Origin of the sequence: Acidiluteibacter ferrifornacis, from assembly GCF_009909615.1 — a bacterium.
Classification (GTDB): Bacteria; Bacteroidota; Bacteroidia; order Flavobacteriales_E; family Vicingaceae; genus Acidiluteibacter; species Acidiluteibacter ferrifornacis.
In genome coordinates, this window is the sequence record NZ_WWNE01000009.1 from 59181 (window position 1) to 75522 (window position 16342).

The window sequence follows — 16342 nt, forward strand, 5'->3', positions numbered from 1 at the left end:
TTAATTTAAATCGAAAAGTGTAATTAGAATTAATGTGAACAAAAATGTTCCTATAGTTGAAACTAAAATAATCAACCACCTTACAGGATAAGCAGGTTTTTCTGATTTAAAAGCCTTGTTAACAATAAATTTGTGCTCCACCTTTTGAGTGGCATCCACCTTTGCTTCTTGGTACTTGGTCTTTAAAAAATTGAGCTGTTTTAGTTTAAACTCCAAATCCAGAGTCATAGACAAATACTCTCCACCGTACTTAGCTAAGGTGTCTAACTGACTCTGCATCTGCCTCATGGCCGATTGATTGTTCTTTTGCATTGCGATAGCATGTTGCTCGCTTAATACTTCTACTTGTGTAAAGTAATCTTGAACACCTTTCTTACGCAATTCGTCCATTCGTTGATGCATTTTATTCAACTCATTTTGAAAGTCATTGTATTCTTCCTCAACAATTTTTAAAGCTTGCAAAGCCACTTTCTGCTGCATCTTGTTGATGGCCGTGTCTAAGAGAGAGGAGATATCATTTGCTATACTAGCAGCCACTTCAGGATTCCGATCCAGTACGTTTATTTCAACGGACATAAAAGGTGTACGTTTAAAGGTAATATTTGATTCATATTCATTATACAATTTGGTCATCTTGTACTTTTGAACCTGATCAATTTCATAATGAGTTAATAGATCGTATTTTTGGATAATTCTATTTCTAATTTCATCTGAATTCAAAATTTGAAGCATCTGTTCTGCTTGCTCTTCCTCTCCAAACTCCAATAAACTTTTATCATCAAAACCACGTTCGGCAATTAAGGTTTTAGAAATATTTGTAGTTGCAGCGGGAAACAAGATGACACTAGATTCATATTTTTCCTCTATTAAAAAGGAAACCATAGTGGAAATGATCAGTGCCATAATACTTACTGTAATCAACAACTTTTTCCATTTGATAATCAAAGGAACCATTGTTGTAGGCTTTAATTCGTAGGGATTTTCTGATTTCATTCAAAAATTTTTCAAAGGTTCAAAAGTAGTAAATTGATCAGACTAATTACTCGCTTTATTTTTTAGTATCATAATCATTGATTTTGGTTCAATTAATCGAAGTAACAACGACAATAGAGTTCCTCCAGCAATGGTCAATAGGGCATGCATTATCCAATTGCCACTAGAGCTTGATATAAAAAAACTTAGACTAAAAAATCCAAATAAAAACACCCCTACCCTAATCAAATAGTTCGAATCCAATTTCCAATTTAATAGTCGTTTTACGGAAACAATCTGGGCTACTATGACGAACAACTGGGTGAGTAAGGTTGCAACAGCCGCACCATAAGATGCATATTGTGGTATTAAAATGAAATTCAAAGTCAAATTAATTAGCAGCCCAACCAATGCAATCCAATTCAAAATCCTTAGACTACCATTAGCTGTCAAAAAGGTTCCAAAAATATACGTGGAAGCAATTGCTACAAAATTCAGCATCAAAACTTGCAGTACTTTAGCCGATTCCATTGCATTCTCTACATATAATAATTCCATTATTTCCGTAGAATAATAAAAACAAACACCAAAAAGGGTAATAGCAGGAATAAAAATTAAATTAAAAGATAACCTAATTAACTGGGTCGGGGATTCCTTGATGGCTATCATTCTTGAAAACATAGGCAGCAATAAGCCGGCAAATAAATATCCGAAAGTAGTAGCCGCTTCTAATAGTCGGTAGGCTTGTGCGTATACTCCCGCTTGTTCTCTTCCATTAGGCAACATTCGTTCAATCATTACAGAATCTACTCGATAATAAAACGCCATCAGCAATACAAGTAGGGCAAATGGCAAACTTTGCTTGAATATAATACGCAATAAAGGAATATTTAACTTGACGGTGAAGGCCGAAAGCCTTTTACCCAAAATTAAAAGAGCTACTACGCAGCTTAAGAGATAAGCAAATGTCTGTGTCCAGACGAAGTGCTCTATCGTAAAGTTAAACCCATCGATTCCCCAAAGTAAAATACCGCAGATTACTATCATTACAATGCGATCGAGTACGGACAAAAAACTATCCCATTTAAACAATTGTAATCCAGCTAAGTTGGAACGCAAGTAAAGTAAGAATGAAACTAAAAATTGGTTGAGGCAAAGAATCAATAATAAATTCAATTCTCTACCTGCATAGTCGAATAGTAACGCTAATACAATTGTAACTAGCAAATAAACTACCCCGAGCAACAACTTTAACCAAACAATAGAGGAGAAATATCGTCCTAACATATGGTTATGCTGGGCAATATTCCTATTGTTATAATTGGTTATTCCAACATCAAGCAATATATTGAAAAGGATGGAAAAGCCAAACAATGCATAGTAGAATCCATACTCCTCTGCACCTAGAGTATTCTGTACAGTTCTATCAATACCAAAAATCCAAAACGGTTTGATGAGAAGATTGAGAAATAATAAAAAAAGAAGATTGCTTAAAAACTTCCGCTGCATATAAGGTATTCAAATTCTATTACAATAGTAAGCAAACCCATTCTTTCCTCCCCCATAAATAGATGAAAATAGCACAAACTACTCTAAAAGGAATTGATATATTTGTGGGCTTTATTGAAAGCCAATTTCTATGGATTTAAAAATGACAGTTGAGGAGTTTTTCTCTATTTTCTTAAAAGAATTAGAGCAAAACAAGGACCTGCATTACTACTATAAATTTCTTGACAACCCGGAACGTTTTGAATATCGAAAGGCCTATTTCTGTCAGCGGTTACAGTATATCATTGAGCACATTACTGATCCTAATTTAGAAATTTGGGATTTAGGTTGTGGATTTGGAACAACAGATATATTTCTCTCTATCAATGGCTTTTCAGTGCACGGAACTACATTAGAACATTACTATAAATTACTTCCCAAGCGAATGGAGTATTGGGCACAGTTCGGTGATGTTTCCAAGTTTACTTATTCTTATGAGAATTTGTTTGATCACGAATTTGAAAGTCAATCGAAAGATTTGATTATTATTCAAGACACTATGCATCATTTAGAACCGTTAGATGATGCTATTAGAATTCTTAATCAAATATTACGTCCAAAAGGTCAGTTACTAATCATCGAAGAAAACGGCAACAACATTATACAGAACACAAAACTTTTCCTTCAAAGAGGGAACAAAAAAATTATTGAAATTTATGATGAGACCTTACAAAAAAATATATTGTTAGGGAATGAAAACATCAAAAGTTTAAAAGAGTGGAAATCCTCTTTTGGCAAACAAAATTTGACCATAGATGAGCATTCTGTGCAATACATTCGTTATTATTTACCTTTTAACTTTCCTTCATCAAAACCAAAAGAGGCAATTGAAAAAGAGCAGCAAATATGGAAAAAGAATCGTTTCTTAAAAGAATACTTCTTCTTCGGCATTAATTTTATGGTGAATAAGAACTAACTTGCCCCTATAAGATTCCTCCATTCATGAAAATTGCTGTAAATACACGTTTGTTGGTACCGAAAAAAATGGACGGTATTGGTTGGTTTACATATGAAACATTACAACGCTTAACAAAACAGCACCCAGAGCATGAATTTCACTTCATTTTTGATCGGTCAATAGATCCCCAATTTATTTTTGGTAAAAATGTCATCGGACATACGCTGAGTCCACAAGCTCGGCATCCTTATTTATGGGTGTATTGGTTTGAATTTGCCTTAAAAAGAAAAGTAAAAAAGATTGGCGCACAGCTATTAATCAGCCCAGAAGGTTGGCTACCTCCGTTAAAAAGCATTCCTATGTTAGGAGTTATCCACGACCTAAACTTTGAGCACTTTCCAGAGAATATTATACCAATACAACGCAACTACCTCCTAAAGTATTTCCCAAAATTTGCAGAAAGAGCTAGTCGAATCGCCACAGTATCAGAGTTTTCAAAACAAGATATTGTCAAACAATACCATATAAGAGAATCAAAAATAGATGTAGTGTTTAATGGTGCGAACAAAGCGTTTCAGCCACTATCAGATCAAGAGAAAAAGCAAGCAGAAGAAAAATTTAGCGAGCAATGCCCGTACTTTTTATTCATTGGCACTTTACACCCAAGAAAAAATTTAGAGAACTTATTTCTTGCATTTGAGTCCTTTAAACATCAGACTTCCCATAATCACAAGCTGGTAATTGGAGGAAACCGAAAATGGTGGCCCAAACAATTGGAAGCTACATATCAATCATTAGAATTTAAAAAGGACATCCTTTTTTTAGGTCGGGTAAAAACTAAAGATTTACCTCGATTAGTTGGAGGTGCATTTTGCTTGAGTTATGTTCCCCAATTTGAAGGTTTCGGTATTCCCATTATCGAAGCCATGCAATCAGGAGTACCAGTTATCACCTCCAATACCTCCTCTATGCCAGAGGTTGCTAATAATGCGGCATTATTAGCTGATCCGTTTTCTTCTGAAAGCATTGCAAAACAAATGATAAATTTATCAAACAGCAATTCCTTGAGGAGGGAATTAATCGAAAAAGGGTACAATAGAGCCAAAGATTTTTCATGGGATAAAACAGCTCAACTCCTTTGGGAAAGTATAGAAAAAATGCTAAAACAATGGCCTTAAAGTTACATTTCAATTCCAAGTATATTGAAGCAGGTTGTGATGAAGCTGGCAGAGGTTGTTTGGCAGGACCTGTTTATGCAGCAGCTGTGATTCTTCCAAAGTCATTTAACAACGATCTACTCAATGACTCCAAAAAGCTCTCTAAAAAAAATAGGGACCTACTCAGAATAATCATTGAAAAAGAAGCCTTGGCTTGGTCTGTAGGCATTGTAACTCATCAAGAAATCGATGAAATCAACATTTTAAATGCTTCTTTTTTAGCAATGCACAGGGCCATAGATCAACTAACGATAAAGCCAGAGCTGCTTCTTATTGATGGCAATCGATTTAATGCCTACTTGGGTATACCTCATCAATGTGTAATAAAAGGCGACTCCAAATTTGCTTCCATTGCAGCTGCTTCGGTTCTTGCAAAAACTCACCGTGACGAGTTTATGCAAAAGATTCATATAGAGCATCCTGAATATGGATGGAACGTCAATCAGGGATATCCCACTCAAAAACATAGAGCCGCCATTGAAAAAGTGGGGTCTTGTAAATTTCATCGACAATCTTTCACACTTTTATCGTGTAAAAAAGGCAATTAATCCCATTGAAATTAACAAAAAAGCTTATATATTAGCTTTTCATTTCTAGTTCAATAGATATTTTATGAAAATAAGACTACCCCACATTATAGCCTATAGCCTTTGTGCTATAGTTCTACATTCGTGTACAGAAGATTATTTTGACTTTGATAAACTTAAAGTCGAACCAATCAATCCGGAATTAGCACTTCCTCTTATAAATTCTTCTTTAAGCCCTGCAGATATTTTTACAGCTGAGGAAGATATCGAAGTGCTCAAAACAGATCAAGATGGACTAATTACCATTTTCTACAACAGCGATGCATTCTCTATTGATACAAAATCAATATTTGAATTAAAAAATCAAGAGTATTCAGATAAAGTTACCTTAAACAATGTAGAAGTAATTGCATTGCCTATACAAGGCACCATTACAAAAAGTTACAATACTTCCTACCCTTTTGAAAATGGAAACAATACTCGTCTAGATTCCATGATCGTTAAATCAGGATTGTTGAAATGCAATTTAGTTTCTTCCTTTCAACACGGAGGTAATGTTAAAATTACCTTCCCAACATTTAAGGCGAATGGAGTTCCATTTAGCTTTAACCTACCCATCAACTACAATGGAAATATTCCAGTGTATTCCAATAGCTCCATTTCTCTAGAAAATTTTAAAATAGAAACAAGCCAAGGTTCTTCTAATCAAATTCCTGTCAATTATGAGTTAACCTTAAATTATTCAGGACAGCCCATTAGTTCATCAGATAGTATTGGAATTACCATACAAACAGAAAATCTAGAATTTGACTCTTTTTATGGATACGCAGGTCAGCAATCTATTAGTTTTCCGGAAGACACCCTATTGCTCAACCTTTTTAAAAATGCTATAGGTGGAACATTTAACCTAGCTGAACCTAAGCTATTTATTCAAACAATTAACGAGTTTGGTGTTCCTTTAGAATTATCGTTTAGTAAGTTTGATGCAACAACCACCAACAGTGGTGTTATTCCAATGCAGCTAGCTCAAAACCCTATATCTATCAACGCCCCTTCCACACCAGGTGATTCTGCTACAACAACCATCATTCTGGATAAAAACAACAGTAATATTCCTGCGGTGATATCTGCTTTACCTAAAAACTTTATATACGACTTTTCGGTATTAACCAATCCTAACGGAGATGTACAACAAAACTTCGTTCAATACTCCAATGAGGCAAAAGCCAAAATAGACTTGGAGTTGCCGCTAGTTGGTTCTGTCAATCGATATGCCCTTGTAGATACATTAGATTTTAATTTTGATGATGCAGGAGATTTAGTAAAATCAGCAATTTTTAGAACAAACATTACCAACTCATTTCCTGTAGACGCTAACTTACAAATCTATTTTACAACTCAAGACCACGTCATACTTGACTCTCTTTTCGACGGTTCAAAACAGGTAATTCAGTCCTCTACTGTGGACTTTTTAGGTAAAACAATATCTCCAAACAACTTAACAATTGACACCAAAGTAGATGAATTTACCTTGAAGAACATCTTTAATAGTGAGAAAATTATAATAAAAGCAGATATGTCGACCTCAAATGCAGGACAAACTATAGTGCGCTTCTATGACTATTATCGATTAGATGTAAAGTTGGGTTTAAAAGCGAAGTTTAACATTGAAATTGACTAGAATGAAAAGATATCTATTATTGTTAGCAATTTCAATTTCGGTTATTGCTGCTAAAGGACAACAAGAATTTACTTCCTATTTTATGGATGCCCTTCCGCAGACTGGATACGCTAATCCAGCCAAAACATTTAATGGTAAGTTTTTTATTGGATTACCGGCATTATCATCGACCTATCTAATGTATAGCAATAGCTCCTTTGCATGGTCAGATGTTGTCAAAAAAAGAAATGACTCTTTAGTTTTTAGAGTACCTGATTTAATTTCCAACTTATCCCCTTCTAATTATATGTCATTAGCAGCTCAGACAGATATTTTGTCTTTCGGGTTTAGAATTGGGGATCGCTCTTCATTGAGTTTTAATGTAAGTGAGAAAGCTAGGTTTAAGTTCTTTTATCCTAAAGACTTCATTCAATTTATCAATCAAGGAAACTCAGGCTTTGATAACAATACCGCCAATTTTGATAACATGGCAATTAATATGAGCTATTACCGAGAATATGGAGTAGCTTTTAATCGTTCGCTATTGGACGATCGTCTAGTAGTGGGTGCTAGGTTGAAATACCTTTATGGTATGACTAACATTGACTCTAAAAAGTCAGAAATAGAAGTTTATACAGATCCCAATACATACGAAATGAGGGCATCCGGAAGTGTTAGAATCAATTCATCAGGATTTGACATGGATTCCATTGAAGCTCAAGACTTCCTAATCAAAAAGAACAATCACGGTTTTGGCGTAGATCTAGGAGCTACTTTTCAGATTAACGACAAGATTGAACTTAATGCATCAGTTGTTGACTTGGGTTTTATCCAATGGAATGATGATGTGAAGAATTATGTAAACGATGGAAGCACCTTTGAGTTTAAAGGTATTGATATTGATGATTTTATTCTCAAAAACAATGTAGATTCTAGTAATAATTCATCTTTGGAGCGAGTGTTAGACTCTTTAGAAGAAGCGTTTAATTTGGAAGAGAAAAATGAAGCCTATCGTTCCAATTTAATTGCTCAAATCTATATTGGAGGCACTTATCAATTAAGTGAAAAAAGTAAAGCAGGTGCTCTAATCCAAAATGAATATTTCAAAGGGAAACTAAATCCATCCCTTACACTTTCCTATAATCATAAATTTAATAGATGGTTCCATGCCTCTGCTTCATACACTGTTATCAACAATAGTTATAATAATGTAGGAGGAGGGATTGTATTACATCCTGGACCAGTGCAACTGTATATTGTAGCAGACAACATACTAGGTGCTTTTCAACCACAAAATGCAAGACACATGCAAGTTAGAGCTGGAATTAACTTGGTATTTGGAAAAGGTAAAATAAATGATGTAACTAGAAGAGAGAGACGAAAGTTGGAAGAAAGTAAAGAACAAGATCAAGTAGTTCCTAAAACGCCTTCTTCTAATGAAGCGAATCCATCCACTACCCCTGATGATACTAACCAAGACGAAAATAAGTCAACCATTGAGAAAACAGAAATTGAAAAAGGCTCGGAAGAAACTGTTCCAGAATAATTTTGAGGACTCTCCTATTTTAAAAGAAATTTAGAAAAAGTCTACGAATTACCTCAAATTCAAATTGATAATTCACAATAAGTTTCATAAAAAAAAGCAATTAGAATGTTCTAATTGCTTTTTTTATTTTTTTATCAGCTAATACTTTATTTCGCTGCTCTTGCTCTTCTCTTTGGTTTTGGTTCTTCCACAACCTCCTCGATTCCAGCAATAGCTGCATCCACTAAAACTCTACCACAATGCTCGCAAACGATTACCTTTTTGTGTGTTTTAATGTCTAATTGTCTTTGAGGTGGAATTTGATTAAAGCAACCTCCACATGAATCTCTTTCTACTGGTACAACAGCAAGACCGTTTCTTGCATTACTTCTAATTCTCTTGTAAGCAGTCAACAATCTATCATCGATAGACTCCATTGCCTTTTCTGATTGCTTTTGTAGTTCAGTTTCTTCTTTCTGAGTTTCTGAAACAATTTCATCCAACTCTCCTTTTTTGTGAGCTAACTCTTTTGCTCTTGCTTCAAGAGTTTCTTTTGCTTCATTGTTGATGACTTTTTTGTCTTCAATTTTACTCTTGTATTCTTTAATTCTTTTCTCTGCTAATTGTATTTCTAAATTTTGAAATTCAATTTCTTTTGTCAAAGAGTCGTATTCTCTGTTGTTTCTAACGTTGTTCTGCTGCTCAGTATACTTTTTAATTGCATCTTTTGAAGCAGACATCGCATTTTTCTTCGCTGCTATATCAGCTTCTAGCGTACTAATTTCGTCGTCATATTTAGAAATTCTAGTTTCAAGACCTGCAATTTCGTCTTCTAAATCTTGAACTTCTAATGGTAATTCACCTCGAATTGTTCTAATCTTATCGATTTTAGAATCAATTTCTTGAAGGTTATAAAGTGCCTGTAGTTTTTCTTCTACTGTTTTTCCGTCTTTTGAAGAAGCTTTACTCGCCATAGATTAAAGGTAATTAATTGGATTGGTAATTACTTGAGATAAATGAGTGGCAAAATTAGGTATTTTTTTCTGAAGAATTTCTTTAATTAAATCTTTCGTGAACTGTTCGCTCTCATAATGCCCTACATCAGCAATTGTCAACTTATTTTCAGCATCAAAAAATTCATGGTACTTAAAATCGGCCGTTACGAATACATCTGCCGCTGCAGATATTGCTTTCTTTAGTAAAAAACTACCAGACCCACCACAAACAGCAACCCGATGGACTTTCTCACTAGCCACATTGGTATAACGTACACACTCCGTGTTCAGCAATATTTTTATTTTTTTTAAAAACTCCATTGTTGCAATGGGAGTTTCCAATTCACCTACAATCCCACTCCCAATCTCATGATGCTTGTTTTGGAGCAACAAAATATCGTATGCCACTTCTTCATATGGGTGACTTGATAATAATGCAGAAATCACTTTATTCTCATCTGCGACATTGAATATGACTTCTAACCTCAACTCTTTTTCATGATGAACTTTCCCAATTTCTCCTAGTGTAGGGTTCGCTCCTTCCATGGCTCTATAGCTTCCTTCTCCTTCAGAAGAAAAAGCACAAGAATCATAATTTCCAATTGTTCCTGCTCCTGCCTCAAACAAAGAGTTCTTCACTTCTTCAATCGCTGCTTTAGGAACAAAAGTGATAAGCTTTCTAAGCAAACCTGATTTAGGTGCAAGTACCTTCACATTTTTTAAACCCAAACGTTCTGCAATTTTAAAATTTACACCTCCTGATACATGGTCTAAATTCGTATGAATCGCATACAGTGCGATATCATTCTTTATAGCTTTCATTACAGTTCGTTCGATATATGACTTTCCGTTTAAGCTTTTTAATCCTTTAAAAACTATAGGATGATGGGCAACAATCAAGTTACACCCTAACTTAATCGCCTCATCAACCACCTCCTCAGTACAATCAAGAGCAATCAATGCTTCCGTAGCCTTCATTTCAGGATCACCAACAATTAAGGTTGAGTTATCATACCCTTCCTGATAAATTGGAGGTGCAAAAGCTTCTAAATGGGCAATAATTTCTTTAATCTTCATAATTTCGATTCTTTAAAATCCCCAAAGATGGCGGACTTATTAAATTCTTAAATTTGCAAAAAATAAATCCAAATATAACTTGATTAAGTTTCTTCGACTGTTTCTTTTTCCTTTTTCTATTGTCTACAGCCTAATCATTAGCATTAGAAATAAACTATATGATTTGAGGATTTTCAAGACAACAACTTTTGATTTGCCTATCATATCTGTCGGAAATCTAAGTACTGGTGGAACAGGAAAAACTCCTCATATTGAATATTTAGTTTCAAAATTATCCAATAACTATAAATTAGCCACATTAAGTAGAGGTTATAAAAGAAAAACCAAAGGTTTCTTATTGGCAAAGGATTCACATACCGCATTAGAAATTGGAGATGAGCCTAAACAATTTCAAACAAAATTTCCCAACATTGATGTAGCAGTTGATTCCAATCGAGTAAACGGAGTAGAGCAATTGCTTAAAAATAGACCTGACCTTGAAATGATTCTATTGGACGATGCCTATCAACATCGAAAAATTGGGCGCTCCATCAATATTTTGCTAACCGAATACTCGAATCCTTTCTTTAAAGACTATATCCTCCCTATGGGTAACCTAAGAGAATCTAGATCCGGATACAATCGAGCCAATATCATAATTGTAACGAAAAGCCCAACAGTACTATCTCCATTAGATATTAGAAGAGTAAAGGCCGAAATCCAACCCAAACCATATCAAGAGATCTACTTTTCATACATTAGCTATGGCAAGCCAGTACCACTAACAGAAGCAGCGAAAGCTTTAGGAAAAATAAAATTAGAAGATTTTGCGGCAACAGTATTGACAGCCATTGCCAATCCTGAGGCATTAAAGTTTTACATCAAACGATATGCTAAAGAGGTTAACAGCATCAATTTTCCGGATCATCATTACTTCAGTGATTCTGACTTAGAAAAAATCAAACAAAAGTTTGATGAATTATTACCTACCAACAAAATATTAATAACGACTGAAAAGGATGCGATGCGCATTGACATAGAAAAAACCAAAGATTTTCCAATTTTCTATATTCCAATTAAAATAAAATTTCACCTCAATGATGGTGATGAATTAATCGATCAAATCAATAAATATGTTACAGCAAATTCAAGACGCAGCTAATTTTATACAACAAAAAATAACTAACCAACCGACTATAGCTATTGTGCTTGGCTCAGGACTGGGAGATTTTGGAAAAGAAATAAAAAATGGTGTAGCAGTACCTTATGAAGAGATTCCCCATTTCCCGAAAAGCACAGTAGAAGGCCATAAAGGACAATTGCTAATTGGAGAGGTTGATGGAGTTCATGTCATCGCCTTACAAGGTAGATTTCACTACTATGAGGGATATACTCTTCAAGAGACCACCTTCCCAATTCGAGTTTTTAAGGCCCTCGGCATTGAGAATCTTCTGCTATCTAATGCAAGTGGCGGTTTAAATCCCGAACAACGAATTGGAGATTTAATGGTTATTACTGACCACATTCATTTGTTTCCAGACAACCCTTTAAGAGGAGTTAATATCGACGAATTGGGGCCTAGATTTCCAGACATGAGCGAACCATACTCCCTAAAATTTGTTGAATGGGCGAAAAAAATTAATGAAATTCATAACCTTGAGCTGAAATATGGCGTCTATGCTGGTGTACAAGGTCCAACTTATGAAACTAAAGCAGAATATAAGTATCTTCGGATAATTGGTGCAGATGCGGTGGGCATGTCAACTACTGCTGAAACAATTGTGGCTGTGCACAGCGGAATGAAGGTTTTTGGTGTCTCTATAGTATCCGACCTAGGTGTGGAAGGCAAAATCGTTGAAATAAGTCATGAAGAAGTTCAAGAAATAGCCAAACAAGCAGGTCCAAAAATGAATTTATTGTTTAAGGAATTAATCAAACGAATCGGAAATGAAAAATAAACTACTCGCTATCGGTATAATTTTTAGCACATTTGTGAGTGCTCAAATAAGCTCAAATATAACTCTAGAATCCAATTGGAAATCCACTCCATTATTGAATGACAATTCATTCAACACGTATAATGAGATCTGGGGACACACACTAAATGGAAGAGAATATGCCATTATAGGCTCCATACTTGGAACCCATTTTGTCGACATTACTGATGCAAAAAACCCGATAGAAGTAGATTTTGAAGCAGGAGCCGCCGCAGGAAGCTTTGTCATTCATCGTGATTATCACAACTATAGAAACTACCTTTATGCCGTTTGTGATGAAAGCCCGAATAGTACTTTACAAATTTTTGACATGAGTTTTTTACCCGACTCTGTTCATAAAGTATATGACTCCAACCATCTTTTTGAAAATTCACATAACATTTACATCGATACAGCTATGGCCAAAATGTATGTGTGCTATGCAAGAAAACAAGGTTCCAGTTTGAATGGAGAGTTAGCCGTATACAGTTTAGCCAACCCTATTTCTCCGACCTATTTAGGGCAAATTAGTCATAATCCACATGATGTTTTTGTACAAAATGACACCGCTTTTCTTAACGATGAAGGAAGAGGTTTAATCGTCTACAACACAAGTAATGTGGCCAACCCCATCTTTTTAGGCTCTTTAGGAAATTACCCCGATAAAGGTTATAACCATAGTGGTTGGTTAGATGACAATGGAAAGAATTATTATTTTGCAGATGAAACACATGGTATGCAAATGAAAGCTACCGATGTTTCTGTTTTAACAAATATTAATGTGACTGATTTATTTGGAAGCACATACTCTAGCACATCTATCCCGCATAATTTAATTTCCAAAGGCGACTTCCTTTACGTCAGCCATTATTACGATGGATTGAGAATTTACAACACTTCCGACCCTAGTAATATCACAGAAGCCGGATTTTATGACACTTACCTTGGCCCAAATGCTGCAGGATTTAAAGGTGCTTGGGGAGTCTACCCCTTTTTACCTTCAGGTAAAGTGATAGTTTCAGATATGCAAGAAGGGCTTTTTGTATTTGATGTTAGTGCAATTACGGGGACTACAGGACTAAAATCTTCAACCAATACCCATCAATTTAGCGTATTTCCAAATCCTGTATCAGATCGAATTCAAATTAGCTTTGAAAATGGTATAAATGTCAATTATCAATATGAGCTCATAGACATGAAAGGTAATGTTTTGATGTCAGGGGAAACAAACTCAACTCAGAATTCAATCGACTTAGATGCAACAATCCAGACAGGATTATACTTATTGAAACTGTTTAATGAAAATGAAATGACTCATTTAAAAATAGTTAAAAGCAACCAACAGTAAGTCTAATGGCCTCTTGAATGGGTGATTTTTTTATTAATTTTGCCCACGATGGAAAAAGAATCAATCTACGATAAATACGAGGCAGTCATAGGGCTAGAAGTCCACGCACAATTAATGACTGAAAGCAAAATGTACTGTTCAGATTCTACAGAATTTGGATTAGCTCCTAACACAAATGTTAGCCCAATCTCATTAGGTCATCCGGGAACTTTGCCAACTTTCAACACTCGCGCAATGGAGTTTGGAGTAAAGATTGGTTTAGCTTGTGGATGTTCAATTCGACATGAGAATCAATTTGCGAGAAAAAATTACTTCTATGCAGATTTACCAAAAGGTTATCAAATTACTCAAGATAAAACTCCAATATGTACTGGTGGGCACATCATGATAAAAGACGATGCAGGCAACCCAAAAAAAGTTGGCTTGACGCGTATCCATATGGAGGAAGATTCAGGAAAATCAAATCACGACATGGATCCTTTCAAAACCCTCATTGATTTGAACCGTGCCGGCGTCCCGCTGTTAGAAATAGTAAGTGAACCAGATTTAAGAACACCACAAGAAGCCTATAATTACCTAACTGAAGTAAGACAATTGGTAAGGTATTTAGAAATTTGTGATGGAAATATGGAAGAAGGCAGCATGCGTTGTGATGCCAATGTTTCTGTGCGTTTAAAAGGATCAAAAGAATTCGGGCAACGAACAGAAACCAAAAACTTAAACTCCATACGCAATGTATTTAGAGCAATTAGCTACGAAATAAAGAGACAAATTGATGCAATAGAAGCTGGAGAAACAATAACCCAGCAAACGATGAATTTTGATGCTGTATCAGGAAAAACTTCCGTTATGAGAAGTAAAGAAATGGCACATGACTATCGTTATTTCCCCGAACCTGACTTGCAGGCGGTGTATATTGAACAAGGCTACATTGAAGACGTTAGAAACATGCTTCCTAAACTGCCAGCTGAATTGATTCAAAAATATACTCAAGAACTTTCTCTTTCGACATATGATGCCGAATTAATCACTGAAGACAAAGCCATTGCATTGTATTATGAGGAAATAATTAAGCACACTAAAAACTATAAATCAGCGGCCAATTGGTTAATGGGAAGTATAAAATCTTACTTGAACGAAAATGCAATAATTATCAATCAGTTCCCTATAAAACCTGAAAAAATTGCGGGTCTAATCGACTTAATTGATTCAGGTAAAATCAATAATTCCATAGGAGCACAAAAGGTATTTCCTACCATGCTTAGTAATCCGGAACAAACGGCAGAGGAAATTGCTAAAACTAATAACTGGATTCAAGATTCGGATAGTAGTTCAATCGAAGGATATATTGCTGCTGCAATCTCCAAATACCCTGAAAAGGTAGTTGCTTACAAAGATGGGAATAAAAATTTACTAGGATTATTTATGGGTGAGGTGATGAAACTTTCACAAGGAAAAGCAGACCCAAAATTAACTAGTCAATTATTGAAAACCGAATTAGAGAAATAAAAAATTATGAAAACTATTATATCTGGATTAATTGGAATAGCATTTCTTACTGCATGCGGAACTAGCAATCAAGAAAAAGTAGATGTTCAGGCCAACATCAAAAACTATAATAACCCTCAAGTTATTTTAGAAAAACTAGCAGAAGGAAAAGTAACGCCAATCGATACTTCAACGGTAGACCCCGAAGGAAATTTTTCATTCGATGGAAGTGTAGATGAAAAATCATTTTATCGTCTAAACTTTAACAATCAAGGATTTGTATTTTTCGTAAGTTCTCCTGACGAGCAAATTGTAGTTAATTTAGACGCTAATAATTATAGAGACTATACCATTACGGGATCTGAAGATGCTGTTATTCTACATGAATTTAATAAAGGACTAACCTCCTTTTATTACATGCAAGATAGCTTGAATAGAGCTTTTTCTCAATATCAAAATCACCCTAAAAAGGACTCTATTATACAGGTTTTTAGAGGCATTTATTTAGACTCCGAGAGTAAAAAAGCCGAATTTGTGCGTAACTTTTTAGATGCTCACTCCGATAGTTATGCCGCTATGGCAATTGTAGAGCAATTAGACAAAGACAATGCATTAGATTACTATATAAAAGTAAAGGAATCTCTTGGTAAGAAGTATCCACAAAACAAAACTTTTATCGCTTTTTCAAATCGGGTAAATGAACTGTCTAAGCTGAAAATTGGTTCTCAAATTCCTGAAATCAATTTACCTAGCCCAAATGGGAACAACATTCCTCTTTCTTCATTGCGTGGTAAATACGTATTAGTAGATTTTTGGGCATCCTGGTGCAAGCCGTGTAGAATGGAAAACCCAAATATAGTAGCAGAGTACAATAAATACAAGTCCCAGGGCTTTACTGTATACGGTGTTTCATTAGATCGTGAAAAGAAAGCTTGGACTGATGCTATCGCTGCTGACAAACTGGATTGGAGCCACGTTAGCGATTTAAGTTTTTGGAATTCTGAAGTAGTTCCTCAGTTTGGAATTGAAGGTATCCCATTCTCTATTTTAATCGATAAGGAAGGAAAAATTGTAGCGAAAAATTTACGAGGGCCAGCTTTAGGACGTAAATTAGCTGAAATCTTTAACTAAT

14 protein-coding genes are annotated in these 16342 nt (G+C 35.1%); 10 read left to right on the plus strand and 4 right to left on the minus strand.

The annotated features are described in order from the left end of the window. Complete coding sequence (locus tag GQN54_RS11590; protein ID WP_160633716.1) at nucleotides 1-993, minus strand: Wzz/FepE/Etk N-terminal domain-containing protein; 993 nt, start codon at nucleotides 991-993, stop codon at nucleotides 1-3. 42 nt (nucleotides 994-1035) lie between these two features. Beyond that, nucleotides 1036-2481 carry an oligosaccharide flippase family protein gene (locus tag GQN54_RS11595; protein ID WP_160633717.1) on the minus strand — a complete coding sequence of 482 codons (1446 nt, stop codon included), beginning with the start codon at nucleotides 2479-2481 and terminating at the stop codon, nucleotides 1036-1038. A gap of 130 nt (nucleotides 2482-2611) precedes the next feature. Here GQN54_RS11595 and GQN54_RS11600 point away from each other — a divergent pair, with 130 nt between their 5' ends. The 5 genes from GQN54_RS11600 to GQN54_RS11620 all read left to right on the plus strand — a co-directional run bounded on the left by GQN54_RS11600 (nucleotide 2612) and on the right by GQN54_RS11620 (nucleotide 8368). Further along, a complete protein-coding gene (locus GQN54_RS11600) occupies nucleotides 2612-3436 on the plus strand; it encodes a class I SAM-dependent methyltransferase (RefSeq protein WP_160633718.1) in 825 nt (274 codons plus the stop codon). 26 nt (nucleotides 3437-3462) lie between these two features. Further along, complete coding sequence (locus GQN54_RS11605; protein ID WP_160633719.1) at nucleotides 3463-4596, plus strand: glycosyltransferase family 4 protein; 1134 nt, start codon at nucleotides 3463-3465, stop codon at nucleotides 4594-4596. Then, the gene (locus GQN54_RS11610) at nucleotides 4587-5183 is read left to right on the plus strand and encodes a ribonuclease HII (protein ID WP_160633720.1); all 597 of its coding nucleotides are present in this window, start codon (nucleotides 4587-4589) and stop codon (nucleotides 5181-5183) included. Before GQN54_RS11605 ends, GQN54_RS11610 begins: the two co-directional genes overlap by 10 nt. 64 nt (nucleotides 5184-5247) lie before the next feature. Continuing rightward, nucleotides 5248-6843: a hypothetical protein gene (locus GQN54_RS11615; RefSeq protein WP_160633721.1), complete on the plus strand. Its 1596-nt coding sequence runs from the start codon at nucleotides 5248-5250 to the stop codon at nucleotides 6841-6843. A gap of 1 nt (nucleotide 6844) precedes the next feature. Further along, nucleotides 6845-8368, plus strand: a complete 1524-nt coding sequence (locus GQN54_RS11620) for a DUF5723 family protein (RefSeq protein ID WP_160633722.1) — start codon at nucleotides 6845-6847, stop codon at nucleotides 8366-8368. A 146-nt stretch (nucleotides 8369-8514) separates the two neighbouring features. Here GQN54_RS11620 and GQN54_RS11625 read toward each other — a convergent pair whose 3' ends face one another. Next, on the minus strand, nucleotides 8515-9321 hold the full coding sequence (locus GQN54_RS11625) for a zinc ribbon domain-containing protein (protein ID WP_160633723.1): 807 nt from the start codon (nucleotides 9319-9321) through the stop codon (nucleotides 8515-8517). Nucleotides 9322-9324: 3 nt separating this feature from the next. Next, nucleotides 9325-10419: a Nif3-like dinuclear metal center hexameric protein gene (locus GQN54_RS11630; RefSeq protein WP_160633724.1), complete on the minus strand. Its 1095-nt coding sequence runs from the start codon at nucleotides 10417-10419 to the stop codon at nucleotides 9325-9327. A gap of 79 nt (nucleotides 10420-10498) precedes the next feature. Between GQN54_RS11630 and lpxK the strand changes: the two genes are divergently transcribed. The 5 genes from lpxK to GQN54_RS11655 are packed head-to-tail and all read left to right on the plus strand — an operon-like array spanning nucleotide 10499 to nucleotide 16341. Beyond that, nucleotides 10499-11560, plus strand: coding sequence for a tetraacyldisaccharide 4'-kinase (gene lpxK, locus GQN54_RS11635; protein WP_160633725.1), 1062 nt, complete (start codon nucleotides 10499-10501; stop codon nucleotides 11558-11560). After that, complete coding sequence (locus GQN54_RS11640; protein WP_160633726.1) at nucleotides 11532-12356, plus strand: purine-nucleoside phosphorylase; 825 nt, start codon at nucleotides 11532-11534, stop codon at nucleotides 12354-12356. The genes lpxK and GQN54_RS11640 overlap by 29 nt, the downstream gene beginning before the upstream one ends. After that, complete coding sequence (locus tag GQN54_RS11645) at nucleotides 12346-13722, plus strand: choice-of-anchor B family protein (RefSeq protein WP_160633727.1); 1377 nt, start codon at nucleotides 12346-12348, stop codon at nucleotides 13720-13722. The genes GQN54_RS11640 and GQN54_RS11645 overlap by 11 nt, the downstream gene beginning before the upstream one ends. Before the next feature lie 48 nt (nucleotides 13723-13770). Then, the gene (gene gatB, locus GQN54_RS11650; protein ID WP_160633728.1) at nucleotides 13771-15231 is read left to right on the plus strand and encodes an Asp-tRNA(Asn)/Glu-tRNA(Gln) amidotransferase subunit GatB; all 1461 of its coding nucleotides are present in this window, start codon (nucleotides 13771-13773) and stop codon (nucleotides 15229-15231) included. A 6-nt stretch (nucleotides 15232-15237) separates the two neighbouring features. After that, on the plus strand, nucleotides 15238-16341 hold the full coding sequence (locus GQN54_RS11655) for a TlpA disulfide reductase family protein (protein ID WP_160633729.1): 1104 nt from the start codon (nucleotides 15238-15240) through the stop codon (nucleotides 16339-16341). The last annotated feature ends 1 nt before the right edge of the window (nucleotide 16342 follow it).

Excerpts from the sequence above, each read along its gene's own strand:
- GQN54_RS11590 (WP_160633716.1), bottom strand. The coding sequence starts at position 993 with ATGAAATCAGAAAATCCCTACGAATTAAAGCCTACAACAATGGTTCCT.
- GQN54_RS11595 (WP_160633717.1), bottom strand. The coding sequence starts at position 2,481 with ATGCAGCGGAAGTTTTTAAGCAATCTTCTTTTTTTATTATTTCTCAAT.
- GQN54_RS11600 (WP_160633718.1), top strand. The coding sequence starts at position 2,612 with ATGGATTTAAAAATGACAGTTGAGGAGTTTTTCTCTATTTTCTTAAAA.
- GQN54_RS11605 (WP_160633719.1), top strand. The coding sequence starts at position 3,463 with ATGAAAATTGCTGTAAATACACGTTTGTTGGTACCGAAAAAAATGGAC.
- GQN54_RS11610 (WP_160633720.1), top strand. The coding sequence starts at position 4,587 with ATGGCCTTAAAGTTACATTTCAATTCCAAGTATATTGAAGCAGGTTGT.
- GQN54_RS11615 (WP_160633721.1), top strand. The coding sequence starts at position 5,248 with ATGAAAATAAGACTACCCCACATTATAGCCTATAGCCTTTGTGCTATA.
- GQN54_RS11620 (WP_160633722.1), top strand. The coding sequence starts at position 6,845 with ATGAAAAGATATCTATTATTGTTAGCAATTTCAATTTCGGTTATTGCT.
- GQN54_RS11625 (WP_160633723.1), bottom strand. The coding sequence starts at position 9,321 with ATGGCGAGTAAAGCTTCTTCAAAAGACGGAAAAACAGTAGAAGAAAAA.
- GQN54_RS11630 (WP_160633724.1), bottom strand. The coding sequence starts at position 10,419 with ATGAAGATTAAAGAAATTATTGCCCATTTAGAAGCTTTTGCACCTCCA.
- GQN54_RS11640 (WP_160633726.1), top strand. The coding sequence starts at position 11,532 with ATGTTACAGCAAATTCAAGACGCAGCTAATTTTATACAACAAAAAATA.
- GQN54_RS11645 (WP_160633727.1), top strand. The coding sequence starts at position 12,346 with ATGAAAAATAAACTACTCGCTATCGGTATAATTTTTAGCACATTTGTG.
- gatB (WP_160633728.1), top strand. The coding sequence starts at position 13,771 with ATGGAAAAAGAATCAATCTACGATAAATACGAGGCAGTCATAGGGCTA.
- GQN54_RS11655 (WP_160633729.1), top strand. The coding sequence starts at position 15,238 with ATGAAAACTATTATATCTGGATTAATTGGAATAGCATTTCTTACTGCA.